We start from the raw sequence: 23,102 nt of genomic DNA, 5'->3' as shown, positions 1-23,102 counted from the left end.
GTGCCGTTGTGGGTTGTTGTCGCTAGAACGGTGCAGCCCATCTCGTGTGCGGCGGCGGTGATGACGGCGCGGGCCGTGGCAGCGTCGTCCGGTGGGAACCCGACGCGGATCTGGTGGCCGTACGCGGTTTCGTAGGTCAATAGCCAGTCGCGGTCGACGGCCTTGAAGTGGTCCTGTCGCCCGTGTTCGCTCGTGAAGTTGCCACGGTCCGCCGTGGGGTGAGGGCAGTGCGGAGGATGCGCAGGCGTTCTTTGTACGGGGCGATTGCCGTCGGGTCGTGGTCGAGGGGCCAAACCGGCGGTGCGGGGACCAAAAACTTTTGGTGGTTTCCTACAAATGACGGGTGGGTGGTTCGGTGATAGCGCCATGGCGCTCCCGGTCGGCAGGCGGAAGGGTAACAACTACCGGGAGCCGTCGTCTCGTGGCGCGCACGCCATGGGTCTACCAAAAGGGGTCAATCGGGTGTTCAACCGTGTCGCCATCGTCAACCGTGGTGAGGCTGCCATGCGGCTCATCCACGCGGTCCGAGAGTTGGCTGCGGAGACCGGCGTCCCGATCGAGACCGTCGCCCTGTACACCGACGTCGACCGCACCGCGACCTTCGTGCGTGCGGCGGACATCGCCTACGATCTCGGTCCGGCGTCCGCCCGCCCGTACCTCAATCTGGTGGCGCTGGAGCGCGCGCTGACGGAGACCGGGGCCGACGCCGCGTGGGTCGGCTGGGGTTTCGTCGCCGAGGATCCGGCGTTCGCGGAGCTGTGCGAGAAGATCGGGGTCACCTTCGTCGGGCCGAGCGCGGAGGCCATGCGCCAGCTCGGCGACAAGATCGGCGCGAAGCTGATCGCCGAGGAGGTCGGTGTGCCGGTCGCGCCGTGGAGCCGCGGTGCCGTCGAGACTGTGGATGCCGCCCGGGCGGCGGCGGCCGAGATCGGCTACCCGCTGATGCTGAAGGCGACCGCGGGCGGTGGCGGGCGCGGCATCCGCGTGATCAGGAGCGAGGATGAGCTCGCCGACGCGTACGAGCGCACCAGTCAGGAGGCGGCGCGGGCGTTCGGCAGCGGCGTCGTGTTCCTGGAGCGCCTGGTCACCGGGGCCCGGCACGTTGAGGTCCAGGTGATCGCCGACGGGCAGGGCACCGCGTGGGCGCTCGGTGTCCGCGACTGCTCGGTGCAGCGACGCAACCAGAAGGTCATCGAGGAGTCGGCGTCGCCGGTGCTCAGCCCGGCGCAGGCGGCCGAGCTCAAGGCGTCGGCCGAACGGCTGGCCGTGGCGGTCGGTTACCGGGGTGCGGCGACCGTCGAGTTCCTGTACCACCCCGGCGACGGGGTGTTCGCGTTCCTCGAGGTCAACACCCGCCTGCAGGTCGAGCACCCGATCACCGAGTTGACCACCGGGTTCGATCTCGTCAAGGCGCAGCTGCACGTCGCCTCCGGTGGGCGACTCGACGGCGAGCCGCCGGCGGAGCGCGGGCACGCCATCGAGGCCCGGCTGAACGCCGAGGACCCCGACCGCGACTTCGCGCCGTCGCCGGGTCGGATCGCGCGGCTGGACCTGCCCACCGGCCCGGGGATCCGGGTGGACACCGGCGTCAGCGAGGGTGACACTATCCCGGCCAACTTCGACTCGATGATCGCCAAGATCATCGCGTACGGCCGCGACCGCCACGAGGCGCTCGGCAAGCTGCGCCGGGCGATGGCGAACACCACGGTGATCATCGAGGGTGGGGCGACGAACAAGAGCTTCGTCCTCGACCTGCTCGACCAGCCCGAGGTGATCGACGCCAGCGCGGACACCGGCTGGATCGACCGCGTCCGAGGCGAGGGCAGGCTCGTCGCGCACCGGCACTCCGCGGTCGCACTGGCCGCCGCCGCCATCGAGGCGTACGAGGAGGAGGAGCGCGTCGAGCGGCAGCGGCTGCTGTCGACGGCGTCCGGCGGCCGGCCGCAGGTGCAGCACCGCAGCGGCCGGCCGCTCGACCTCAAACTGCGCGGCGTCACCTACCGCATGCGCGTGGCGCGGGTCGGCGCGCACCGGTTCCGCGTCGGCATCGAAGCGGGCTCCGCCGTACGCACCGCCGACGTCGAACTTGACCGCTTCGACCGGCACACCGGCCACATCGTCGTCAACGGCTCCCGGTACCGCCTGCTCACCGGCACCCACGGGCCCACCCACCTGGTCGAGGTGGACGGCGTGACGCACCGGGTCAGCCGCGACGAGGGCGGCGTCGTCCGTTCCCCCATGCCCGCGCTGGTCGTCGCCACGCCACTGGAGGCCGGCGACGAGGTCGAGGCGGGCGCGCCGGTGCTGGTGCTCGAAGCCATGAAGATGGAGACGGTGCTGCGGGCGCCGTTCCGGGCGCGGCTGAAGGAGTGCGCCGTCTCCGTGGGCAGCCAGGTGGAGGCCGGTGCACCGCTGCTGCGGCTGGAGCCACTCACCGACGGCGCCGCCGAGACCGCGAGCGGCCCGGCCGCCGTTCCCGTCGAGCTGGACCTGCCCGCCGCGTCCGAGGACGTTCCGGCGTACCGGCGCAGCAGGCGCGGCCAGGAGGACCTGCGCGGCCTACTGCTCGGCTTCGACGTCGACCCGCACGACGACCGTCGAGTGCTCGACGATTACCTCACCGCGCGGCGGGCGGCCACCGAGGACGGCCACCGGCCCCTGGCCGAGGAGCTCGACCTGGTCACCGTGTTCGCCGACCTCACCGAACTGAGCCGCAACCGGCCGACGGGCGAGGACGGCGACGGCCACGTCTACAGCGCCCGCGAGTACTTCCACACATACCTGCAGAGCCTCGACATCGAACGGGCCGGCCTGCCCGGTTCGTTCCAGGCCAGGCTCGCCAAGGCGCTCGGGCACTACGGGGTCACCGACCTGGAGCGCTCTCCCGAGCTCGAAGCCGCCGTGTTCCGGATCTTCCTCGCCCAGCAACGGGCGTCCGCCGACGCCACGGTCGTCGCGACGCTGCTGCGCGCGTGGCTGCGGGAGCCGCCGCCGGACGAGACGCTGCGCGAGCCCGCCGGCCTCGCGCTGGAGCGGCTGGTGGCCGCGACGCAGGTCCGCTTCCCGGTGGTCGCCGACCTCGCCCGCGGCGTGGTGTTCGCCTGGTTCGCCCAGCCGCTGCTGCGCCGCAACCGCGCCCGCGTCTACGCCCAGGTCCGGGGCCACCTCCGGCACCTGGACGCGCACCCGGACGCGCCGGAGCGCGCCGAGCGCATCGCGGAGATGGTACGCAGCACCGAGCCGCTGGTCCGGCTGCTCGGCCAGCGGCTCGTGCGCGACCACCTCGACAACACGGTCATGCTCGAGGTGCTAACCCGGCGGTACTACGGCAACAAGGCGCTCACCAGCGTGCGTGCCCGCGAGGTCGCCGGCTGCAGGTTCGTGGTCGCCGAGCGCGCGGACTCCAGCGTGGTCTCCACCGCGGTGAGCTTCGACGCGCTGGGCAGCGCGCTGCGCGGGCTCGCCGAGCTCGCCAGTGACGAGGACGCCGTCGACGCCGACATCTACCTCGGCTGGGAGGACCAGCCGGAGGACTTCGACGCGATGGCTGCCGCGCTGCTCGAGGTCATCACCGCGCACCCGCTGCCGCGGGTCCGCAGGCTCACCACCACCGTCGCGGGTCGCGGCGGCGCGGTGATGCACCACCACTTCACCTTCCGCCCGTCGGGTACACAGATCACCGAGGACCGGCTGATCCGCGGCCTGCACCCGTACATCGCGCAGCGGATGCAGCTGGAGCGCTTGCACAAGTTCGACCTGACCCGGCTGTCGTCGTCGGACGAGGAGGTCTACCTCTTCCAGTGCGTGGCGCGGGAGAACCCGTCCGACGAGCGCCTCGTCGCGTTCGCCCAGGTGCGGGACCTGACCGAGCTGCGCGAGCAGGACGGTCGGCTGGTCGCGCTGCCGACCACCGAGGACGCCATCGCCGCCTGCCTCGACTCGATCCGCCGCGCCCAGTCGCGGCGACCGTCGAAGACGCGCTTCACCACCAACCGGATAGTGGTCTACGTCTGGCCGCCGAGTGAACTCACCCGCGAGGAGATGGAGATGATCGCCGGGCGCGTGCGCCCGACGACCGCGGGCGCCGGGCTGGAGGAGATCCTGTTCATCGCGCGGCAGCGCGACCGCCGGACCGGCGAGCTGACCAAGATCGCCGTACGGATCTCCTTCGACGCCGCGGGCGGCGCCGAGCTGACCGTCGGCGAACCGCCGGTCGAGCCCGTCGAGCCGCTCGACGAGTACCGGCTGAAGGTGCTGCGCGCGAGCAGCCGCAACACGATGTACCCGTACGAGCTGACCGGCCTGCTCGGGGACTTCGTCGAGCACGACCTCGACGACCACCACGCGCTGGTGCCGGTGGACCGGCCGAGGGGGCGCAACAGCGCCGCCATCGTCGCCGGGGTGGTCACCACGCCGACCGCACGGCATTCGCAGGGTGTCGCCCGCGTCGTGCTGCTCGGCGACCCAACGAAGTCGCTGGGCGCCCTGTCGGAGCCGGAGTGCCGGCGCGTGATCGCCGCGCTGAACCTGGCGGAGCGGATGCGGTTGCCGCTGGAGTGGTGGGCGCTGTCCGCCGGGGCCCGGATCTCCATGACCTCGGGCACCGAGAACATGGACTGGGTGGCCGCAGCACTCAAGCGGATCGTCGAGTTCACCCAGGACGGCGGTGAGATCAACATCGTCGTCGCGGGCATCAACGTCGGCGCGCAGCCGTACTGGAACGCCGAGGCGACGATGCTCATGCACACCCGAGGCGTCCTCGTGATGACGCCGGACTCGGCGATGGTGCTCACCGGCAAGCAGTCGCTCGACTTCTCCGGTGGGGTGTCCGCCGAGGACAACTTCGGCATCGGCGGCTACGACCGGGTGATGGGACCGAACGGGCAGGCGCAGTACTGGGCACCGAACCTGACCGCCGCGCGGGACGTGCTGATGTCGCACTACGACCACACGTACGTCGCGCCCGGCGAGGAAGCGCCGCGGCGGGCGAGCACCACCGACCCCGTGGACCGCGACATCTCCACCTTCCCGCACGACGTGCCGGGCAGCGCCTTCGGCACCGTCGGCGAGATCTTCTCCGCGGAGGCCAACCCGGAACGCAAGAAGCCGTTCGACATCCGGACCGTGATGCGGGCGCTCTCCGACCAGGACCACCCGGTGCTGGAGCGCTGGGCGGGCATGGCCGACGCGGAGACCGCGGTGGTGCAGGACGTACACCTCGGCGGCATCCCCGTGTGCCTGCTCGGCATCGAGTCACGAGCCGTGCCACGGCGCGGCTTCCCGCCCACCGACGGCCCGGACACCTACACGGCGGGAACGCTGTTCCCCCGGTCGTCGAAGAAGGCGGCGCGGGCGATCAACGCGGCCAGCGGCAACCGGCCGCTGGTGGTGCTGGCGAACCTGTCGGGCTTCGACGGCTCACCGGAGTCGATGCGCAAGCTGCAGTTGGAGTACGGCGCCGAGATCGGCCGGGCGATCGTAAACTTCCGCGGGCCCATCGTCTTCTGCGTGATCTCGCGGTACCACGGCGGCGCGTTCGTGGTGTTCTCGAAGGCGCTGAACCCGAACATGACCGTCCTCGCGCTGGAAGGCTCGTACGCCTCGGTCCTCGGCGGCGCCCCCGCCGCCGCCGTGGTGTTCTCCGCCGACGTCAACGCCCGCACGGCTGCCGACCCCCGGGTGCGGGACCTAGAGGCCCGCGCCGCGGCCGCGGCCGGCACCGCACGCGCCGCGTTGACCGCGGAACTCGACGAGCTGCGCTCCTCGGTGCGCGCGGAGAAGCTCGGCGAAGTCGCCACGGAGTTCGACCGCGTGCACAACATCCAGCGCGCCGTCGAGGTCGGCTCGGTGGACGCCGTCATCCGCGCCGCCGAGCTGCGTCCGCGCATCATCGACGCCATCGAGTCGCGGCTGCTTTGATGCCCTGCCCGGCCGGGGACCCACCAGGGAGTCCCCGGCCTGTAAGTCAATCATGAGCTGCGCCGCTCGGGCGTCCGCGAGGTGCTGGCCGCGGTGGGCCTGGCCGCATCCGCGGTCCGCTCGCTGGGGTCAGCCGCCTCCTGACGAGGACCTGGCAGAGCAACGGTTGCCTGAGACGCTGCTCGATCCGCGTCCGCAGGTTGACAACCTGCATCCCCTCTGATTCTGCCGCACGTGTGCCGCTCGCAACGGGTAGGCGCTGTGCTCGTCGGCCGGTAGATCAGCAGGCTGGCTGTAGGACCTGCTTGACCGCCTTTCGCGGTTGCCCTGCTCACGTGGCGGCCGCTCGTAACCTTCTGATTCGTAGCCTCGGCCGGACTGTCCGGCTCGGTGCGGAGGCTCGGTCGGCCCTGCGTCTGTCAACGGCGACGAAGCCTGTCCAACAGCGACCTTTGCCGCGGCGGTGGCGCGGGTGGTCCGCCAAGCGAGACGCTTCCATTGCCTGGCCACTCCTGGGATGCAGCGGTCAGATCCACTGCATGGTTAAGGGTCTCGTTTGGCATGCCTGGGGTTATGTAAACCAGCTGCGCCACGGAAACGCCAATTGTGAGTGGTCTGGTCTCGGCCGCTTCACGCATCATCAGGTATCTGGTCTCGACCAACCCGGCGACGTCTGAGCGGCATGCTGGGTCCACCCAAGCCGCGGTGATTAGCGCATAGAGCGCGGCTTCGGTAATCCAGTCCTCGACACCGTAGGCCAGCTCAATCAACATTTGTCGCCTGGTCGATGTCGGCCACGGTTGCTCCGGTCGATGATGCAGCAGGCCCAGGCAGCACCACGCCTGGATGTAGCGCTCCCACAACCCTGGCAGGCGACCCCATCGGCCTGCCGGCATCTGCGGCGGATGAACCATGCTAGCCAGCAGGTCCTCAGCCTCAATGTCTGCAAGCGGACCGGCCGCGTCATACATCATCGGCGGTGGCGCCCACGGCAGGCCGGCAAAGTGAGCTGCGATAGCGGCAGAACCAGCGGTGCTCGGCGGGTTCAACGCCGGCGACGCGTTGACACCGTCGAAGCGCCACTGCACGATGCCGGGCTTTGACGGTTTCCGCGGATCGGGCTGCCCGGGATCTCCCATAGCGATGACCGCCTTCGGCCACCAACGGCGGAAGGTGGTCAGGGCACTGGGCACCTCCATCGAGGAGATACCGAGCTCGCAAGGCATTGAGCGGGTCTTCGGGTCAGTCTGGGCGAGAATCTTGATGCACGACTCGGTGGCAGCCGGGACACGGCCGAGCCACGGCAAACCTTCGCAGCTGGTGACCAGCTTGAGACGTTCATGGCTTTGCGCTGGTTTGGCTCGTAGGCGATCAGCCAGAGCGATCAGGCTTGCCGCATTGATGTCTTCAGGCCTGTCGCCTCCCCCGTGAACGCGCAAGGCAACAGCTTAGGCCGCAGGCGGCCGGAGTGATCGACGTACAGGACAGAAGTACAGCAACGCGAGCGACCGCAGGAGCCGCGACGGGCCCGAACCGTGCCTTGCGATGTCGCACGGCACCGCACGAGACTGCGCCGCCGTGACCTACGGACCAGAAGGTGCCGCGTCAGCATAAAGTCAGCGAACGCTGTGCTGCGCGACCGACTCCAATGGTCACAGCCGGCATGACACCGAAGGCAGGACCACAGGGAACGACACCCGCTGGCACTGGCCGACAACGCCGACCAGGCTCCCCCCGACGGGGGTCGTCCCGTTGCTCGGCGGAGTCTCGCCGCAGGTTCCCGCGACTCTCTCAGGTTGACCTGGTGCGAAACAGGACCACCGCCGCAGCGAGGAGACAGCCCAGGTGGCAGGTCACGGTGGCAATGAGGAAGGGGAAGTACCACCACCCGTAGAGGTCGTGGGTGTACTGCTGGCGGGCGAGCTCGATTGGCGCGACGAGCGGCGTGCAGAAGACGATCACGATGATCAGCGCCGCGGCGGGTAGCGCCAGCCCGATGTGCTCGTTGTGGTGGGTCCACCCTCGGAGCAGGTAACCCAGCGCTGCGGTGGTGAGGAAGAGGGCGGCCAGGGCGTACCCGAGCAGGAACGGCAGCATGGACTGTTCACCGGCCCGCCGGTGAAGGGGAGCGCGCGGCCCTGCGACACCGCCGAGGCGAAGATCTCGTCCATCCGGGCGACGAGCACTCCGGTCACCACTACCGTCGTCCCGGCCAGAGCGGTCGCCAGCCAGACCAGTCCCAGGCCCAGCCGGCGGGCACGATGGGTGGGCGAAGGGGACACCGGTACGGTGGCGGGCACCGATCGACGCTAACAGGGCGGTGCGGGGTCCGCGATCACAAGCGCTCCGGGCCCGCCTCTTAGCTAGCTTGGCCTGCGTCCTGTGCTGGAGTGGGCCAGATTTGCACAAGCCATTCCTCGACCCCGCGGTAGTTGAGAGCCTTGCCGTGCAGAGCGGCGGCGCGGTCGCGGCCGCGGCGGTAGACCCTGGCCTGGTAGGTACCTGGACCGGGCAGGGGGATCTGTTCGCCGGCGAATACTGCCATAACCGACATAAACTGGAGGCTGCCGTCCTGGCTGTCGAAGTCGGACTCTTCGGCTTCCTCCCAACTCCCGGAGTCGGGAGGGGGTTCGCTTGGCCAAAGTTCCAGGACAACGGTGGGATAGAAGTCGGTGCCAGCAGAGCGGAAGAGTATCCCGCCTGCGGTGCCGACGAAGAGTCCACTGGTCAGTCGGTCGGCTTCTTGCAGTGGCGTGCCGACGTTGACGCTGTCGGACAGTTGGAACGTTCCAAACTCTACGTACGGTGAAACCTTGTAGCGTCTGGTGGGCTCGGCGGGCATACCACTCCTCAGGGTGGTGGTGGCGGCCGGTGGACGCCGGCCGCCACCACTCGGGTCGGTTAGCTCAGCCGGGCGGGTTGCCGCTGCGGTGGGCGGTGATCATCATGATCGCAGCGGTGGCGGCGGTCCCGGCGGCCAGCGTCGCCGGGTTGCCGGGGGCCATCGCGACGTTCTTCATGGTGGCGGGCGCGCTGCACTCCATGGTGGGGTGAGGGTGCAGGGGCCTGGCGCTGCCAGGCCCCTGCCGGTTGCCTGAGGACCATCCGCCGGGCCCATGACCCCCGTCGGGGGGAGCCGGATCCAACCTGCCGACCGTTGACGGTCGGTACCAAACCAGGTCGCCATGCAGGTCCCGGCCATCGCTCCTTGTCGTCAGAGACGGATCGTGATCGAGGATTTCGCTGCCTTCTTGCTGCCTCGCCCGACCCACGGCGAGATGGAGACGTATCCGGCGGGCGTCTGAGTGTTAGGAAGGGTCCCCTATACAAGGCCCAGCGTTAGCAGGGGACCCTTCCTTCACATCAGTCGCCGGCCGGCTCCTGTTCCTGCAGGTGGGTGCGCAGGTGTTCGCCCTCGATGTCGACCTTGGGCAGGGCCCGGTCGAGCCAGCGCGGTAGCCACCAGGCCTTGTCGCCGAGCAGGGACATGACGGCCGGGACGATCGTCATGCGGACCACGAACGCGTCGATCGCGACGCCGGTCGCGAGTGCGAAGCCCATCGACTTGATGGTCGGTTCGTCCATGAAGATGAAGCCGCTGAACACCGAGATCATGATGATCGCGGCGGCGGCGACCACCCGGGCGCCGTGGCCCATGCCGTTGATCGTCGCCTGCTGGGCGGTGTGGCCGTGGACGAAGTCTTCCCGCATCCGGGAGACCAGGAAGACCTCGTAGTCCATGGCGAGGCCGAACAGGATGCCGATCAGCAGGATCGGCAGGAAGCTGACCAGCGGACTGGGAGTGTCCAGGCCGACCAGGTCGGCGAGGTGGCCCTGCTGGAACACGGCCACGGTGAGCCCGAAGGTCGCGGTGGTGGTGAGCAGGAAGCCCAGCGCGGCCTTGACCGGCACCAGCAGCGAGCGGAACACCAGCATCAGCAGCAGCACCGACAGCCCGACCACCAGCAGCAGGTAGACCGGCAGCGCGTCGGAGAGCTTCTCGGAGACGTCGATGCCGATCGCGGTCCTGCCGGTGAGCAGCACGTCCGCGCCCTGGACGCCGCCGACCGCGTCCCGGATGTCGTGCACCAGGGTTTCGGTGGCAGGGTCAGTGGGCCCGGTCTTCGGCACCACACCGAGCAGCGCGGTACGGCCGTCGGGGCTGAACTGCGGCGGCGTCACCGCGAGGACGTTCTCGGTGCGCTGCACCAGGGCGGTGACCTGCGGGACGGCTGCCGCAGTGGCCTGCTGGTCGTCCCCGGCGACCACCACCGCGAGGCGGCCGGTGAAGCCCGGCCCGAAGCCCTCGCTGATCAGGTCGTTGGAGACCCGCGCCGGCGACCCGACCGGTTCGGTTCCGGCGTCCGGGAGCGCCAGCCGCATGTCGGACGCGGGCAGGGCGAGCGCGCCGAGCCCGACCAGGCTGACCAGGATGACGGGCAGCCGGAACCGGATCACCAGGCGCGCCCAGCGGAAGCCGAAGGTCGAGTGGTCCTGGGCCGGGGCCCCGCGATCCGCCGCGGCCGCGCTCTTCCCGCCGGCGGCCCGCTGCTTGCGGGAAAGCACGCGCCGGCCGGCGAAGCCGAGCAGGGCCGGCTGGAGGGTGAGCGCGACCAGGACGGCGACGGTGACCGTGCCGGCGGCGGCCAGACCCATGACGGTCAGGAACGGGACGCCCACCACCGCCAGGCCGGCCAGTGCGATGACCACCGTCATGCCGGCGAAGAGCACGGCCGAGCCGGCGGTACCCACCGCCCGGCCGACCGCCTCGTCCGGCGGCAGGCCGTCGAGCAGGTTCTGGCGGTAGCGGGAGGTGATGAAAAGCGAGTAGTCGATGCCGACCGCCAGGCCGAGCATCAGGGCGATGATCGGAGCGGTGGTGGTCAGCTCGACCACGCCGCTGAGCGCGAACAGGCCGGCCATGCCGACAGCGACGCCGATCAGCGCGTTCAGCATGGTCATTCCGGCCGCCACCAGCGATCCGAAGGTGATCACGAGGACGATCGCGGCTACCGCCACACCAATCGCCTCGGCCGAGCCGAACTCCGGCGCGGTGCGGATCACCTCACCGCCGGGGGCCACCTGCCAGCCCTGCGCCTCGGCCGCCGCGCCGACCTTCTCGAACGCGTCTCGCTGCTCGGCGGTGACCTGGTTGGCGCTCTCGGTGAACTGGACCTGGATCAGCGCGTACCGGCCGTCGGGGGTGACGGCCCGGGCGGTGAAGGGGTCCGTGGCGCCGACCACGCCGGGCAGCGTCGCGGCCTCCTGGGTGATCCCCTTGACCACCGCCTGGCCCTCCGGTGTGCCGAGCTGGCCGGCGGCCGGTGCCTTGACCGCGATCGTGCCGGTCGCGCCGCTGGCGGTGGGGAACTGTTCGGTGAGCAGGTCCTGCGCGCGCTGCGACTCGGTGCCGGGGATCGTGAGGTTGTTCGCCGTCGGGCCGCTCAGGGTCGCGGCGGCCAGGCCGAGACCGACGAGTAGGGCGAGCCAGAGCGCGACGACGAGCCGCCGCCGGCGCATCGAGCCCCGGCCGAGCCGGTAGAGCAGAGTCGCCATGATTTCGTGTCCTTCGTTATGGGTGGATGGTCAGTCGGCGGGCTCGAGCGCCCGGCGTAGCAGCGCCAGCAGTGCCTCGCGCAGTTCTCCGTCGGGTACGTCGATGAAAGTCGCCGGACGTCTCGGCGATCCCGGCGAGCACCACCCGCGCGGCGATGCGGGCGGCCGGGCGCTCGGGGTGCCCGGCCACCGCATCGATGAGCCGGTCGCCGATCCGTTGGATGGATCAGACGGCGCCCTGGGCAGTGCGGGTATGCGCCCGGTGGCGATAGGGGACTACGACGGCGGCGAGGAAGGCGAGCAGACATATCCCGCCGCCGACCCAGAGGGCGGTCACGTAGGCGTCCGCAGTGGGTAGTGTGGTGCCGGGAATGGTGGTGGCGGCGAGGACGGCGGTCGCGATGGCGGTGCCGATCGAGCCGCCGATCGAGCGCAGCGTCGAGTTGATGCTGTTGGCGACGCTGGTGCGCTCCGGGGTTACCGCGGTGTTCAGCAGTGCCGGCATCGCGCCGAACGACAGGCCGAGCCCGAGGCCGAGCAGGCCGGCGGCGACGTAGAACTGCCAATGCTGACCGTGGAAGCCCACTAGGAAGGCGAACGTGCCGGCCGCGACGACCATGCCGGCTGCCAGTGACCACTTCGGACCGACGCGCCGGATCAGCGTCGCCGCGAGCACGGCCGCGGTGAGCGTGCCGGCGGTGAGCGGCAGCAGCGTCAGCCCGGCCCCGAGCGCGTCGACACCGAAGCCGTACCCGAACCGGCTCGGCGTCTGCACGTACTGGAGCATCAGCACGAACGCACCGAACATGCCGGCACCGGCGAAGAAGCCGGTGACGTTGGCGCCCAGCACCACCGGGTTGCGCATCATGGTCATGTCGACCAACGGTTCACGGACCCGCCGCTCGACGAACACCCACGCGGCCAGCAGCACCAGGCCGCCGGCGAACAAGCCGAGCACCCTGCCGGAGCCCCAGCCCCAGATCGGGCCACGATTGATGCCGAGCACGACGCACACCAGACCGCCGGCCAGCGTCAGCGCGCCCCAGACGTCGACCGTGAACGACCTCGCTTTCTCCGGCAGCCTGATCAGCGCTGCGACGCCGAGCGCGCCGACGGCGGTGGCCGCCGCGGAGATCCAGAACATCCCCTGCGCGGTCACGCCCGCCTTCGTCATCAGCCCGGAGAACAGCAGGCCGGCGCCGGCGCCGATACCGCTCAGCGCGCTGAGCAACGCGAGGCTGGAGGACACCCGGTGAGCCGGGAAGATCGACCGCACGATCCCGATGGCCAGCGGCATCGCGGCGAAGCCCATGCCCTGCAGGGCCCGGCCGACCAGCACGATCGCCAGGGTGTGGGAGGAGGCCACCAGCACTGACCCGAGCGTGACCAGCCCGAGCGTTGCCAGCAGCACCCGCCTACGCCCCAGCGCGTCGCCGAGCGAGCCGAGGATCGGGGTAAACACGGCTGCGGACAGCAGGTTGACCGTAAGCACCCACGACACGCCAGACATGGACACATTCAGCGAGTCAGCCAGGCTCGGCAGGATCGGCATCACCAGGCTCTGCATCACAACGATGACGAACGTGGAGAGGGCAAGCACCAGCAGCACCGCAGCGGGGCGGCTGCCCGTGCGGGGCTGGTCGTCCGCGCGAGGGGGCAGCGCGAGCACGGTCCGGCTCTCGGTCATCTCGGAGCTCCTCTTGTAGTCACTTGACGACTTCGACGGTACGACCTAAGTCGTCAACTGACTACAAGACCTGCGGTGAGCAAGAGCACTTTCCTCTCACCTAATCCTGGGTAAAGTAGTCGTTTGACTACTTCGTTTCCTCGGGAGGCTGCCATGGACGCCGATCCCACGACCCGACACCGCCGCCGCGATGCTGCGGCGACCCGCGCAGCGCTGTTGCACGCGGCACGGTCGCTGATGGCCCGGCACGGTGTCGAAGGCACCAGCACGCGTGACGTGGCCGCTGCCGCCGGTGTCAACCAGACGCTGGTCTACCGCTACTTCGGCTCAAAGGAGAAGCTGTTCGCCGAGGCCGCCTGCGCTGGCGCGGAGTCACCCAACATCGTCACGAAAACCCCGCTGGCCGAGTTGCCACGCGCGCTGCTCGATCGTGCCCTCGACCTGACCCAGGCCGAGGAGTCCGGCGATCTGGCGGCACTCGTCGGCGCAGCCAACGACGAACACGTTCGCGCGGTCCTGCGGGACCGCATCGAAAAATCGTTCGGCGCGCTCGCCGCCCGCCTCGACGGCCCCGACGCGGACCTGCGCGCGGAACTGGTCGCCGCCATCCTGATAGGCGTCGGGCTCCTCCGCCACAAGATCGGGACCACCGCTACGTCGACCGCCGACCGCGAAACACTCGCCATCTACGTCGACCGCATGATGGCGACGCTCATACGGCCGTCACCCTGAGCCGCGCGGTTCACCCGAGGAATCGGCTGTCTGGAACAGTGGCAAGATCCGCCGCACATCACCCAGGCAATCGCGGGCCACTCTCGATGTCACCATGATGATCTGCGCAGGCCCGGGGCGTCGGCGTGGGCAGGGCAGGGTTGCGTCGACTGGTCAACGATGAACAGCTCGCCATGCGGCGGGTTCCGCAAGACCGCCGCCGGTCGCTCGGTGACGACCCCACTCAGATGAACCCAGCCGCGCCAGCTGCTGTTGAAGACCGAGCGTCACGGCGCATCGAGGCCCAGCGCGCACGGTCGGCGGCAGAAGCGCACACCTGGTCTCGGTCAGTGCGTGCAATCGAGCCGTCAGGCGTACGAGCGACGGCGCGGCTCCAGCAATTCGGTGACACGGCCACGGTCGAGCACTTCGATGAGTGCGTCTGTGCCGTGTTCGACCTTGACCGCTATCTCGTCCGGGTGCAGAGGGATCAGCGCGAGCAACGCGATTCGGATACCGCTGCGGACCGCGATCGTGCGAGCCTCGGGCGGTACCCGCAGCATCGGCGTAACGACGACTCCAGCGAACGGGGTGTCCGTAGCGTACGGCTGCGCGGGATCCCCGTTCGGCACGGAATGCCATTCGCCGATCCAGGTCCCGTACTCGTGCGGCAGCCGGGCCACCTGCTTGAGGACTCGCAGCGGCCAGCCGGCCGGGTCGTCGTCCAGCCCGGTCAGCCGAGTCAGCGGCCAGTCGGCCGGCAGGCAGAGCATCAGTTCGGCGTACGGGCTGACGCCATGGCCCTCGGGGACCGTCATCGGCAGCTCACTCATGCCAGACGTGATCAGCGTCCGATAGGGGCGTTCCTCGGTCGGTGCCACGACATAGACATGCACGCCGACCAGGTGCGCGCAATCTCGTGGTAGACGAACTCGACAGGCCCGAAGTGTTCCTCGATGTGCCGGTCGATGGCCTCGGCGAAGCCCTGCTGCGGCCCGTGCGCCGGTACGAACCCGTCATGCAACGGCTGATGGCGGAGGACTCCTGACCCGAGCGGCTCGTTCATGACGACGCAGCCTAGGCCACGATCCATCGAGGAGAAGACCTGAGTCACGCTCATCGGCCATGTCCGCACGGGAACCGCACCGAGGCTGACCGACGCAGCGTGACCGGTGTGCCGAGGCCCCAGTGCGCACGATCGGCGGCAGATCCGGATGTCGGGTGGGCGTTGAGTTCACCGTCGCATCAGGCGTTCGATCGTCCATTCGCCGAAAAGCGATCCCCACGGCAAGCCGCCGTCGCCATCATCAATGAAGGTCTCCGTCGGATCTGTGGCGCGCACTGACTGCCACAACGTCAGCACTGGGTCGTCGAGCACATCCAGCTCCAACTCGCCGACAAGTAAGGCCTGAAGCTGATCGAGATCGGGGTGACTCCGCCGCATTCCTTCCTCGAGCCAGGCTTGGGCTCTACGCATCTGGTCGAGGTCTCCGCCGCCGGAGAAACCGAGCAGGTCATGCCAGTTCGGCAACGCGACCATGGTGGCCAGAGTGATCGCCAAGCTCGATCCGATGAGGCCGGCGCTACCTTCCGAGTCCGCGTACAGGACGGGACGCGACGGCGCTTCCGTACCCACCAGAAAGAACCGCCCCGCCGTGCCGTCACATGCGATCACACACAGACTCACGCTCGAAGACAGCCGCGCCGTGGATCCGTCGACGGACGCCACATCCTCAACGTCAAACTCGACGAGCTCGCGCAAGACACCCGAGACCGATGGTGCTGCCGCAATCCTGCGGAGCAGCGAAATGTCGTCAAGCATCCGCAGAGGGTACAGCCGGCCGGCGAACTCAACTCGGCAGATCCGCTTGTCATGGTCGCTACGTTCCGGAGGCCATGTAGGCGGCGAGGATGTAGTTCGGGTGGCGGTCGAGGTTCTTGCGGGCGCGGTCGTAGCGCATGGTCGTGCGGGGATCGGCATGGCGGGCGGCGATCTGCACGTCGCGCAGGCTCACACCGGCGTAGGGCATGGTGGTGACGAAGGTGTGGCGAAGCATGTGCGGGTGCATCCTTGGCATCCGGATCCCGGCGCTGGCGGCGAGGTGCTTGAGCCGGCGGGTTGCGGCGTGCCGGTCCATTCGCGTCCCGAGGGTGTTGCGCAGGACCGGGCCGTCGAGGCGGCCGTCGACCGCGTGGTCTACGGCTCTGGCCACCGCGGGCGGGAGCGGGATGAGGACGACTTTGCCGCCCTTGCCGCGTACTCGCAGGACGCGGTGGCCGTGTTCCTCGCCGAGGTCGCTGATGTTGGCGCCGCAGGCTTCGAAGATCCGCAGCCCGAGCAGGCCGAGCATGGCGATCAGCGCGAAGTCGTTCGGGTTGGCCGACAGTCGTGCGGTGGTGATCAGGGCTTCGAACTGCAGGTGGCCGAGTCCGAGGGTGGGTGATTCGGGTGGCACCGTTGGTCTGCGGACGTAGTCGGCTGGTGAGTGCGGCAGGATGTCGTCGATGACGCAGACGCGGTAGAAGCCGACTACCACCGACAGTCGGCGGAAGACGGTCGAGGGCTGGAAGCGGCGTACGTCCTGCAGCCAGCGCACGTACCGCTCGATCTCCAAGCGCGCGGCCAACAGCGGATCCAGGTTCTGACTGGTGCACCAAGTTAGGAAGACGCGCAGGTCGGACTCGGTGTGTAGCCGCGTGTCACCACGGTACCGACCGAGGTAGGCAGAAACCGCCGCACGGAGAACGACACGATCAGGAGAGACGACACCGGGACCGGACGCGGGAAGGGTAGCCATACCTCACGGTGCGTTACCACTAACAGTCGCTGTCAACGCCCTCTGCGCGGCAGATCCGGTCATTCATTTCGCGAGGCGGCCGCGTCGAGCACCCGCTGGATCAACTGGGTGGTTGAGATTCCTCCCGTGCGCCGAACGTAAGTGAGTTTCCCGGCTGCTGCAGCGGGCCCGTATACGAACTCGGCCCCCTCGGGCGACAGGTCGTCGCCGTGCACCACGGTGGTGATCCCGTGCTCGGCAAGAAACTCTTCGGTCAGTTGGAGCGGGGCGTCCTCAATCACCTCGTCGACGTACCTGCACGACTCGATCACGGCGACACGCTCGGCGAGGGTCATGATGGGACGACGCTTGTAGGAGGCTGCGGTGTCGTCGGACAGCACGCCGACGACCAGCCAGTCACCATGGCGGCGCGCCTGCCGGAGGAGCGACACGTGGCCCGCGTGGAACAGGTCTCCAACCATGTCGACGTAAACCCGCGATATGGCAGCCGCACCCACGTCTGGGTCCTCCACAACAACTCACCTGCTCCTTCGCCCACACCAGTCGCGGTCGCTCACCGTTCTACCGGACGAGACCGCCGAGGCGCGGACATCGGCAAGACCGAGTGCGTCTTGATCGACCGGCGATGACTCTGCGTGACGCGCTGTCGGCGACATGTGCGGGCGCTGTCGGCCAGGCGCTGGCTGCTGACAGGGCGACTGCACCGGTCATCCGGCCCGCGGTCGAGAATGACGTCCCGTGAGCGACTTCTACGTTTCGCTGATTCCGACCGACGTCAACTGGCAGCCGACCAGCGAAGCAGCCGCCGAGGCCGAAGCCTATGTCCGGCGAGTGTTTCCCGACCCGGACGGCGTCCAGCAGGACGTCACGGTCGAGTTCTACGACCGGATCACCACGGCCGACGCGGGCGAGAACATCCAGCAGATCACATGCCCGCGCTGCGATCGGGACATCCCGCTGGACTGGTACGAGGACCTTATCGAGCAGACCGAGGGCGAGTTCGACAGCCCGGATGTGACGGTTCCGTGCTGCGACACGGCAGTCGCGCTGGACACCCTGAAGTTCGACTGGCCCAGTCGCAGCGCTGCCGGGTGGCGCAGATGTGGCTGGGGACGTGCCGGTGGTGGACCACGCCGAAGGAGGGGGCGGTGAAGGTGGCGAAGACGACCGGGTGCCGGCCTACCGATGCGGGGACGCCCTTGCCGCCGGTCAGGCCGCAGCGCACGACTTGGTAGGCGTCGCCCTGGTAGACCCAGGCGCAGTCGGGGCAGTGCGATTCGCGACGGTTGCCGCACGCCTTGTAGAGCGCCCGGTCGGGCAGGTCGTCGGTGTGCAGCCGGCTGGTGATGCGGCCGGTGTCTCTGTTGACGGCGGCGATGGTGCCGGTGAGGCGGATCGGGCGTGAGCAGCCACCGGCGGGGGCGGTGTGCTCCAGCCAGCCGGAGAACCCCGAGGTGGCGGCGCGGTGCAGGGCTTGGGCATCCCGGCCGACAGTGAGGTCGGGCCGGAACAGACTGAACGGGGTGGACACAACTTTCTCCTCACGCGGGGTGGCAGGGACGGGAGACGAAGCACCACCAGCTGTGGACGGCGGTCCGCTGGTGGTGTTCGTCGTGTCTCCTGGCACCGCCGAGAGGGCGGCTGACGCCGGAGGGCGGAATCGTGGTGGTGCCACTTCCCGCCGATCGTTTATGTCCTTTCGCATCGTGGACCTGATGAGTGGGCCGGCACGGGTGGGGAGCCTGGGATACCGGCATCCGGCGGGTTGCCGCAGGCCCCCACCCGTGGAAGCTCACGAATCCGGGCCATCGTGGACGGCAGTAGGCCGTCCTGGGCCACTCAACGGATTTGGGGGACCGGCGCAGCGGCCGGTGCGATCGAGAGCCGGCGGGACGTGGCCCGCGTCAGCGGCAGGAAGGCCGCTCGACATCTCCGACATCGAGTCCAGCGATCCGGCAGGAAGGCCGCGGTGGCGTGCTCGACGAGCGCCAGAGTAGCACCGGGTGTCGACACGTCAACCCGCCGTGACCCCGTCCGACGGAGGCGGACCGGCCGGCTGCCGGCCGATGTGGGAGGACTTTCTGTACATCTATCAAGGCGGCCCTGAACGGGCCGCACGCGCCGCCGCCAGGGCGCGCGGCCGGCTTGCTCGCTGGGGCTCGCGGCCGGCCGCGCCGAACGCCCGGCGGCTGGCGCGGACAGCGGGAAGCCCGTAGGGCCGCCGCAGAACGACAGACCGTTGATCGGTGGTGTGGTGGGCCGACAGCCGGCCGGGCCGCGCGGTTACGAGCCCGCGCGGCGTAGGGGAGCGCACGCCGACCGCGTCGGCGAGCTGGCGGCAATCGCGGGGGTGCGGTCACTGCGCCTCCGGCGGGGGCGCTCCGGCTCCAAGATGGCCGGGGCTCCGCCGGCGCGTCGCGGTCCGTGGGTGGTTGCGGTAGGCCATCCCGCCTGCCGTCGCCCCGGGGCAAGCCGAGCAGACCGCCGCCCGACCCGCCAGCGCCCTTACGAGCCGTCAAGGTCCGCTTGACGTGGCGGGCCGGGCGGTAGCCCGCTCCCCAGGAGGGCGGGTCGATGGCAGACAGTGAGGATGGTGGGGTGGGTCGCCGGGTTGGTCTGACTCACCGGCAGACCGACGTTGCTGTCCTGATCCCGATTCGTCGGCCGGCTCGGTGGCCCTCGGCAGCTGCATGTCACCGGTCAGGCGTCGTGACCTGATAGGAGCCTGTGCGAGAGGCGCCCCACCACTGTGTTGTCCGCATCGCCTGACCGGTGACGTGTCCACGTGTTCTCGACGCGACCGAGAAGGGCGGACCTCACCAGCATGGCAGCCAAGAAGCGATCTCTCATCGGTGGTGTCGACACCCACCGCGACACGCACCACGCCGCCGTCATCGACACCACCGGCGGGCTCCTGGCCGACGCCGAGTTCCCCGCGACCACCGCCGGCTACGCGGATCTGCTGGCCTGGATGCGCTCCTTCGGGCGGGTGACTGCCGTGGGCGTGGAGGGCACCGGCAGCTACGGCGCAGGCCTGGCCCGCTATCTGACCAGCAAGAAGATCGCCGTGATGGAGGTGGACCGGCCGGACCGCCGAGCCCGCCGCGCACAGGGCAAGTCCGACCCGATCGACGCTATCGCCGCCGCCCGGGCGACCCTTGCCGGCACCGCGATGGGCACGCCGAAGACCCGCACCGGACCGGTCGAGGCCATCCGCGCCTTGAGGGTCGCCCGCCGAGGAGCGGTCAAGGCCTGCACCGCCGCCTTGAATCAGATGCGCGGCCTGGTCGCCGCCGCCCCCGAACCTCTGCGAGCCCACCTGACCAGGATCAGCGCTGCCGTGCTGGTCAGCCGCTGCGCCGTACTTGCCTACGACCCGACCAAGCTCCACGACCCGCAGCACGCCACCGCCGCAGCCTTGGCCGGGCTCGCCCGCCGCGTCACCGCCCTCACCGAGGAGATCACCCTCCTCGACCGGCAGGTGACACCCATCGTCCGGAAAGCGGCACCCCGCACCACCGCCCTGTTCGGTGTCGGCCCCGATGTCGCCGCCCAGCTGCTCACCACCGCCGGCGACAACCCCGACCGGCTGCACTCCGAAGCCGCCCTCGCCCACCTCTGCGGCGCAGCACCCATCCCCGCCAGCTCCGGACGGGTGCGCCGCCACCGCCTGCACCGAGGAGGCGACCGCGGCGCCAACCACGCCCTGCACACCATCGCCCTCTGCCGCATGCGCTACGACCAGCGCACCCGCGCCTACCTGCACCGACGCATCACCGAAGGCCTCAGCAAGCAAGAGATCATCCGCTGCCTCAAGCGCTACATCGTCCGCGACGTCTACACCGCCCTACGCGCCGACTTCGCCGCCCTCGCCCCTTGACCTCCATAGGAGCATCGGGATGGAACACCTCACGGTGAATCACTGCCGTGTCGTATCTACTTCACCACCAGCTATGACCCGTGGGCGATCTACTCCTATAGGAGGGACGTGAGACCCAAACGAGTCGAAGTCCGGGCTTGGCCAGCGCGCCGGCCAAGCCGCCGCAGGTCACGCGGCCGGCCGTCTAAGTTTCGCTTCAACGTATGACCGTCTTGAAGGGGGATGGCCGACGGTAGGCACGGGTGCTTCTATGGCCGGCATGACCATGACTGACGGCCGGTCGACTGCGAAGCAGGTTGCTGGGATGGGCGTCTGGTCCCTGATCTTCGGCTTCGGTGACCTCCTGATTCAGCTTTGGACCGATGGCCATCATCCGTTTCAAGGGAAGCTCAGTTCGTGGGGGCTCGGCGAGGTCTTCTCGATGATGGGTGTCGCGCTTCTCTGCTGGGCCGTGTGGCTGCGTCGACAGCAACGCTGACAGCAATTGGCCGGGACGAGGACGACCACGGCCGGCGTCGCACGGACGATTGGCCGAGGCGGCAGACGGTCTGGCACGCAGGCAGACGAAGCGCCCAGAACTTACAAGCGAGAGGTCAGAGCCTGGCGGACGCGCCGGCTCCGGGCGGGGTCGACGAGGAGCAGGTCCAAGCCGTCACCAGGCCGTCGGAGGCCGAGCGTGAGCGACCAAGGACGACCACTGATGACGGCGTCTACCCAGGTGACAAGGCGTGATCGGCCCGATCACCAGGCCCGCCTGGCCTCGTTACCTGTAGTTGGTGAACCGCAGGGGCACCCAAGGCAGCGCCGCCCGCCATCCAACCAGTTCGAAGGCCCAAGCCGTGAGCACGGAGTGGACGAGCCGCTTGTCCTCGGTGAACGCTTGAAAATGGCTGTTTTCGTCACCCTCGCGGTACTCGACCTGGTATCCGTTTGCCGCGGTTCGGGCAACCTGCGCGAACGTCTGACCGGTGGCATCGGTGAGACGTTCCACGACGAGGAACTGTTCCTCGCCGCGCTCCATGTCCGACAGCAACTCGAACAGCAGATCCTCTGAGGGGTCGTGCCAGATCTGGCCGGACTCCATCGTGACGCGAAGCAGCGGAGCAGTCATGGCGGTAATGATCCAGGACCCCAGGTTGCCGGCGTGCCCGATTCGTGCCCGATGAAGGGGTGAACAGGGGCCAACAGCGGGCTCCAGCATGCCCGGCACCCGCAGCGCTGGAGCTTGTCGCGGGCAGCCACGCAGCTACTCGCTTTGCGGATCATGTGATTCCCAAGGTGAGGTTAGGCACCTGAGCTTCCCCCGGTAGCTTGGAGGACGATCTGCACGGCGGCTTGGGCGGGAGTCAGGTGCGTGGTGTCGACGACCTCGGCCTCGGCATGCAGCCACGTGCGCGCCGCCTCGGCGTAGGGCTCGAGGTACTTGAGACGGAACGGAGACGGAACAGGGTGTTCCCCCTCGATACGCCCGCGGAGGGTGTCTTCGTCAGCGTGGAGGACGAAGTGCCTTACCGGGATGGCATGTTGGGCGAGGCCCGTGCTGATTTCGCGCCAGTACTGCTCGACCAGGACAGTCATGGGTATCACCAGAGTGCCGCCGGTGTAGTCGAGCACGTGGCGGGCGGTCTCGACGACGAGCTGCCGCCACGGCGGCCAGTGCTGGAAGTTGTCCGTCTCGGGCAGCCCCGGCGTGATGGTCATGAGCGTCTCGCCGACCTTCTCGGCGTCGAATACCCGTGAATCCGGGATCAGTTGCTGCACGAGCGAGCTGGTCGTCGTCTTGCCCGCGCCGTGGGCGCCGTTGAGCCATACGATCACGGGACACATTAACGCGCGTGAGCAACCGGACGACCTGCCCAGGACTTGTAAGCGAGGCGTCAGGGTCCCGCCGGGCAGCCAAACGAACAGCCAAACCGGCGAGCATGAGCGGACGATCGCGAACCGGGGCGCCGTGTCGGGCACGAGGACCAAGCGGTGGACCAGCGCCGGGCCACACCGACTCGTAGATGAGTAGGTAGGAACGGCGTCCGCTCGCTCCTGCCATGGGGCACACAGGGGGCACAAGACACTGTCAAACGTCGTCAACCAGCCACCAACGATGGCGGCCCGAGTCGCCGTGTGAGCAGGGGTCGCCGGCCGTTGACGCGGGTGGCGGGACAACGGCTCTATGTTCCGCTTCAACGTCTGATTAGTGGCGCTGCCACGATCAACCGCTGCGTGGGGCGTACATGATGACGCCGACGCCGAGGAGGCAGATGGCTGCGCCGACGAGGTCGTAGCGGTCGGGGCGGAACTTGTCGACGACCATGCCCCATGCCAGGGAGCCGGCGACGAAGATGCCGCCGTAGGCGGCGAGGATGCGGCCGAAGTTCGGGTCGGGTTGGGAGGTGGCGACCTTGTCGAGCCGGGAACGTGGGCGACTGACGGGGGTACGGGCCTGACCGACTGCATGTGGGGTCTGTCCCTGCCGCCGGAGTACGGCTTGGATGACGGCGGCTACGCGACGTCCTACACGGAGGTCCAGGTGCCCAAGGGCGCCACTCGGATCGGC

At 69.2% G+C, this 23,102-nt stretch carries 17 protein-coding genes and 3 pseudogenes; 5 read left to right on the top strand and 15 right to left on the bottom strand.

The window, feature by feature from the left end:
- Nucleotides 1-462: 462 nt before the first annotated feature.
- Nucleotides 463-5,919, top strand: a complete 5,457-nt coding sequence (locus tag FHX75_RS06115; protein WP_154937053.1) for an ATP-binding protein — start codon at nucleotides 463-465, stop codon at nucleotides 5,917-5,919.
- A gap of 419 nt (nucleotides 5,920-6,338) precedes the next feature.
- On the opposite strand, the gene FHX75_RS06110 is transcribed toward FHX75_RS06115, so the two are convergent.
- The 7 genes and pseudogenes from FHX75_RS06110 to FHX75_RS06085 all read right to left on the bottom strand — a co-directional run bounded on the left by FHX75_RS06110 (nucleotide 6,339) and on the right by FHX75_RS06085 (nucleotide 13,162).
- On the bottom strand, nucleotides 6,339-7,358 hold the full coding sequence (locus FHX75_RS06110; protein WP_154937052.1) for a hypothetical protein: 1,020 nt from the start codon (nucleotides 7,356-7,358) through the stop codon (nucleotides 6,339-6,341).
- A gap of 352 nt (nucleotides 7,359-7,710) precedes the next feature.
- Nucleotides 7,711-8,016, bottom strand: a complete 306-nt coding sequence (locus FHX75_RS06105) for a hypothetical protein (RefSeq protein WP_154937051.1) — start codon at nucleotides 8,014-8,016, stop codon at nucleotides 7,711-7,713.
- A 262-nt stretch (nucleotides 8,017-8,278) separates the two neighbouring features.
- Nucleotides 8,279-8,761 carry a hypothetical protein gene (locus tag FHX75_RS06100; protein ID WP_154937050.1) on the bottom strand — a complete coding sequence of 161 codons (483 nt, stop codon included), beginning with the start codon at nucleotides 8,759-8,761 and terminating at the stop codon, nucleotides 8,279-8,281.
- 64 nt (nucleotides 8,762-8,825) lie between these two features.
- A complete protein-coding gene (locus tag FHX75_RS30595) occupies nucleotides 8,826-8,963 on the bottom strand; it encodes a hypothetical protein (protein ID WP_170285294.1) in 138 nt (45 codons plus the stop codon).
- A 319-nt stretch (nucleotides 8,964-9,282) separates the two neighbouring features.
- Nucleotides 9,283-11,475 carry an MMPL family transporter gene (locus FHX75_RS06095; protein ID WP_154937049.1) on the bottom strand — a complete coding sequence of 731 codons (2,193 nt, stop codon included), beginning with the start codon at nucleotides 11,473-11,475 and terminating at the stop codon, nucleotides 9,283-9,285.
- A 30-nt stretch (nucleotides 11,476-11,505) separates the two neighbouring features.
- Nucleotides 11,506-11,698, bottom strand: a pseudogene (locus FHX75_RS31465) (TetR/AcrR family transcriptional regulator); the annotation flags it as partial.
- A 3-nt stretch (nucleotides 11,699-11,701) separates the two neighbouring features.
- Nucleotides 11,702-13,162, bottom strand: a complete 1,461-nt coding sequence (locus FHX75_RS06085; protein WP_154937048.1) for an MFS transporter — start codon at nucleotides 13,160-13,162, stop codon at nucleotides 11,702-11,704.
- A gap of 153 nt (nucleotides 13,163-13,315) precedes the next feature.
- On the opposite strand from FHX75_RS06085, the gene FHX75_RS06080 reads away from it, so the two are divergent.
- Nucleotides 13,316-13,894 (top strand): TetR/AcrR family transcriptional regulator, encoded by a 579-nt coding sequence (locus tag FHX75_RS06080; RefSeq protein WP_154937047.1) that lies wholly within the window; start codon nucleotides 13,316-13,318, stop codon nucleotides 13,892-13,894.
- A gap of 347 nt (nucleotides 13,895-14,241) precedes the next feature.
- Here the strand turns inward: FHX75_RS06080 and FHX75_RS06075 are convergent, their stop codons facing one another.
- Nucleotides 14,242-14,754, bottom strand: coding sequence for a suppressor of fused domain protein (locus FHX75_RS06075; RefSeq protein ID WP_246157712.1), 513 nt, complete (start codon nucleotides 14,752-14,754; stop codon nucleotides 14,242-14,244).
- Nucleotides 14,755-14,792: 38 nt separating this feature from the next.
- Here FHX75_RS06075 and FHX75_RS31930 point away from each other — a divergent pair, with 38 nt between their 5' ends.
- The gene (locus tag FHX75_RS31930) at nucleotides 14,793-14,921 is read left to right on the top strand and encodes a hypothetical protein (RefSeq protein ID WP_281290799.1); all 129 of its coding nucleotides are present in this window, start codon (nucleotides 14,793-14,795) and stop codon (nucleotides 14,919-14,921) included.
- A 186-nt stretch (nucleotides 14,922-15,107) separates the two neighbouring features.
- Here the strand turns inward: FHX75_RS31930 and FHX75_RS06070 are convergent, their stop codons facing one another.
- The 4 genes and pseudogenes from FHX75_RS06070 to FHX75_RS31460 all read right to left on the bottom strand — a co-directional run.
- The gene (locus tag FHX75_RS06070; RefSeq protein WP_154937046.1) at nucleotides 15,108-15,695 is read right to left on the bottom strand and encodes a hypothetical protein; all 588 of its coding nucleotides are present in this window, start codon (nucleotides 15,693-15,695) and stop codon (nucleotides 15,108-15,110) included.
- A gap of 58 nt (nucleotides 15,696-15,753) precedes the next feature.
- The gene (locus FHX75_RS06065; RefSeq protein ID WP_154937045.1) at nucleotides 15,754-16,671 is read right to left on the bottom strand and encodes a tyrosine-type recombinase/integrase; all 918 of its coding nucleotides are present in this window, start codon (nucleotides 16,669-16,671) and stop codon (nucleotides 15,754-15,756) included.
- Between the two features lie 59 nt (nucleotides 16,672-16,730).
- Nucleotides 16,731-17,183 carry an adenylyltransferase/cytidyltransferase family protein gene (locus FHX75_RS06060; RefSeq protein ID WP_154937044.1) on the bottom strand — a complete coding sequence of 151 codons (453 nt, stop codon included), beginning with the start codon at nucleotides 17,181-17,183 and terminating at the stop codon, nucleotides 16,731-16,733.
- A 497-nt stretch (nucleotides 17,184-17,680) separates the two neighbouring features.
- Nucleotides 17,681-18,202: pseudogene (locus FHX75_RS31460) on the bottom strand (replication initiator); the annotation flags it as partial.
- A gap of 1,293 nt (nucleotides 18,203-19,495) precedes the next feature.
- Between FHX75_RS31460 and FHX75_RS06050 the strand changes: the two are divergent.
- Together FHX75_RS06050 and FHX75_RS06045 are read left to right on the top strand one after the other, a co-directional pair.
- Nucleotides 19,496-20,551, top strand: a complete 1,056-nt coding sequence (locus tag FHX75_RS06050) for an IS110 family RNA-guided transposase (protein ID WP_154937043.1) — start codon at nucleotides 19,496-19,498, stop codon at nucleotides 20,549-20,551.
- Between the two features lie 259 nt (nucleotides 20,552-20,810).
- Nucleotides 20,811-21,029, top strand: coding sequence for a hypothetical protein (locus FHX75_RS06045; RefSeq protein ID WP_154937042.1), 219 nt, complete (start codon nucleotides 20,811-20,813; stop codon nucleotides 21,027-21,029).
- A gap of 285 nt (nucleotides 21,030-21,314) precedes the next feature.
- Here the strand turns inward: FHX75_RS06045 and FHX75_RS06040 are convergent, their stop codons facing one another.
- The 3 genes and pseudogenes from FHX75_RS06040 to FHX75_RS06030 all read right to left on the bottom strand — a co-directional run.
- Nucleotides 21,315-21,662 carry a hypothetical protein gene (locus tag FHX75_RS06040; RefSeq protein ID WP_154937041.1) on the bottom strand — a complete coding sequence of 116 codons (348 nt, stop codon included), beginning with the start codon at nucleotides 21,660-21,662 and terminating at the stop codon, nucleotides 21,315-21,317.
- A gap of 173 nt (nucleotides 21,663-21,835) precedes the next feature.
- Complete coding sequence (locus tag FHX75_RS06035) at nucleotides 21,836-22,369, bottom strand: AAA family ATPase (RefSeq protein WP_154937040.1); 534 nt, start codon at nucleotides 22,367-22,369, stop codon at nucleotides 21,836-21,838.
- Between the two features lie 388 nt (nucleotides 22,370-22,757).
- A pseudogene (locus FHX75_RS06030) lies at nucleotides 22,758-22,946 on the bottom strand (YnfA family protein); the annotation flags it as partial.
- Between the last annotated feature and the right edge of the window lie 156 nt (nucleotides 22,947-23,102).

The organism is Micromonospora palomenae (assembly GCF_007829925.1).
GTDB lineage: Bacteria > Actinomycetota > Actinomycetes > Mycobacteriales > Micromonosporaceae > Micromonospora > Micromonospora purpureochromogenes.
This window is presented reverse-complemented; position numbering and strand designations above follow the sequence as displayed.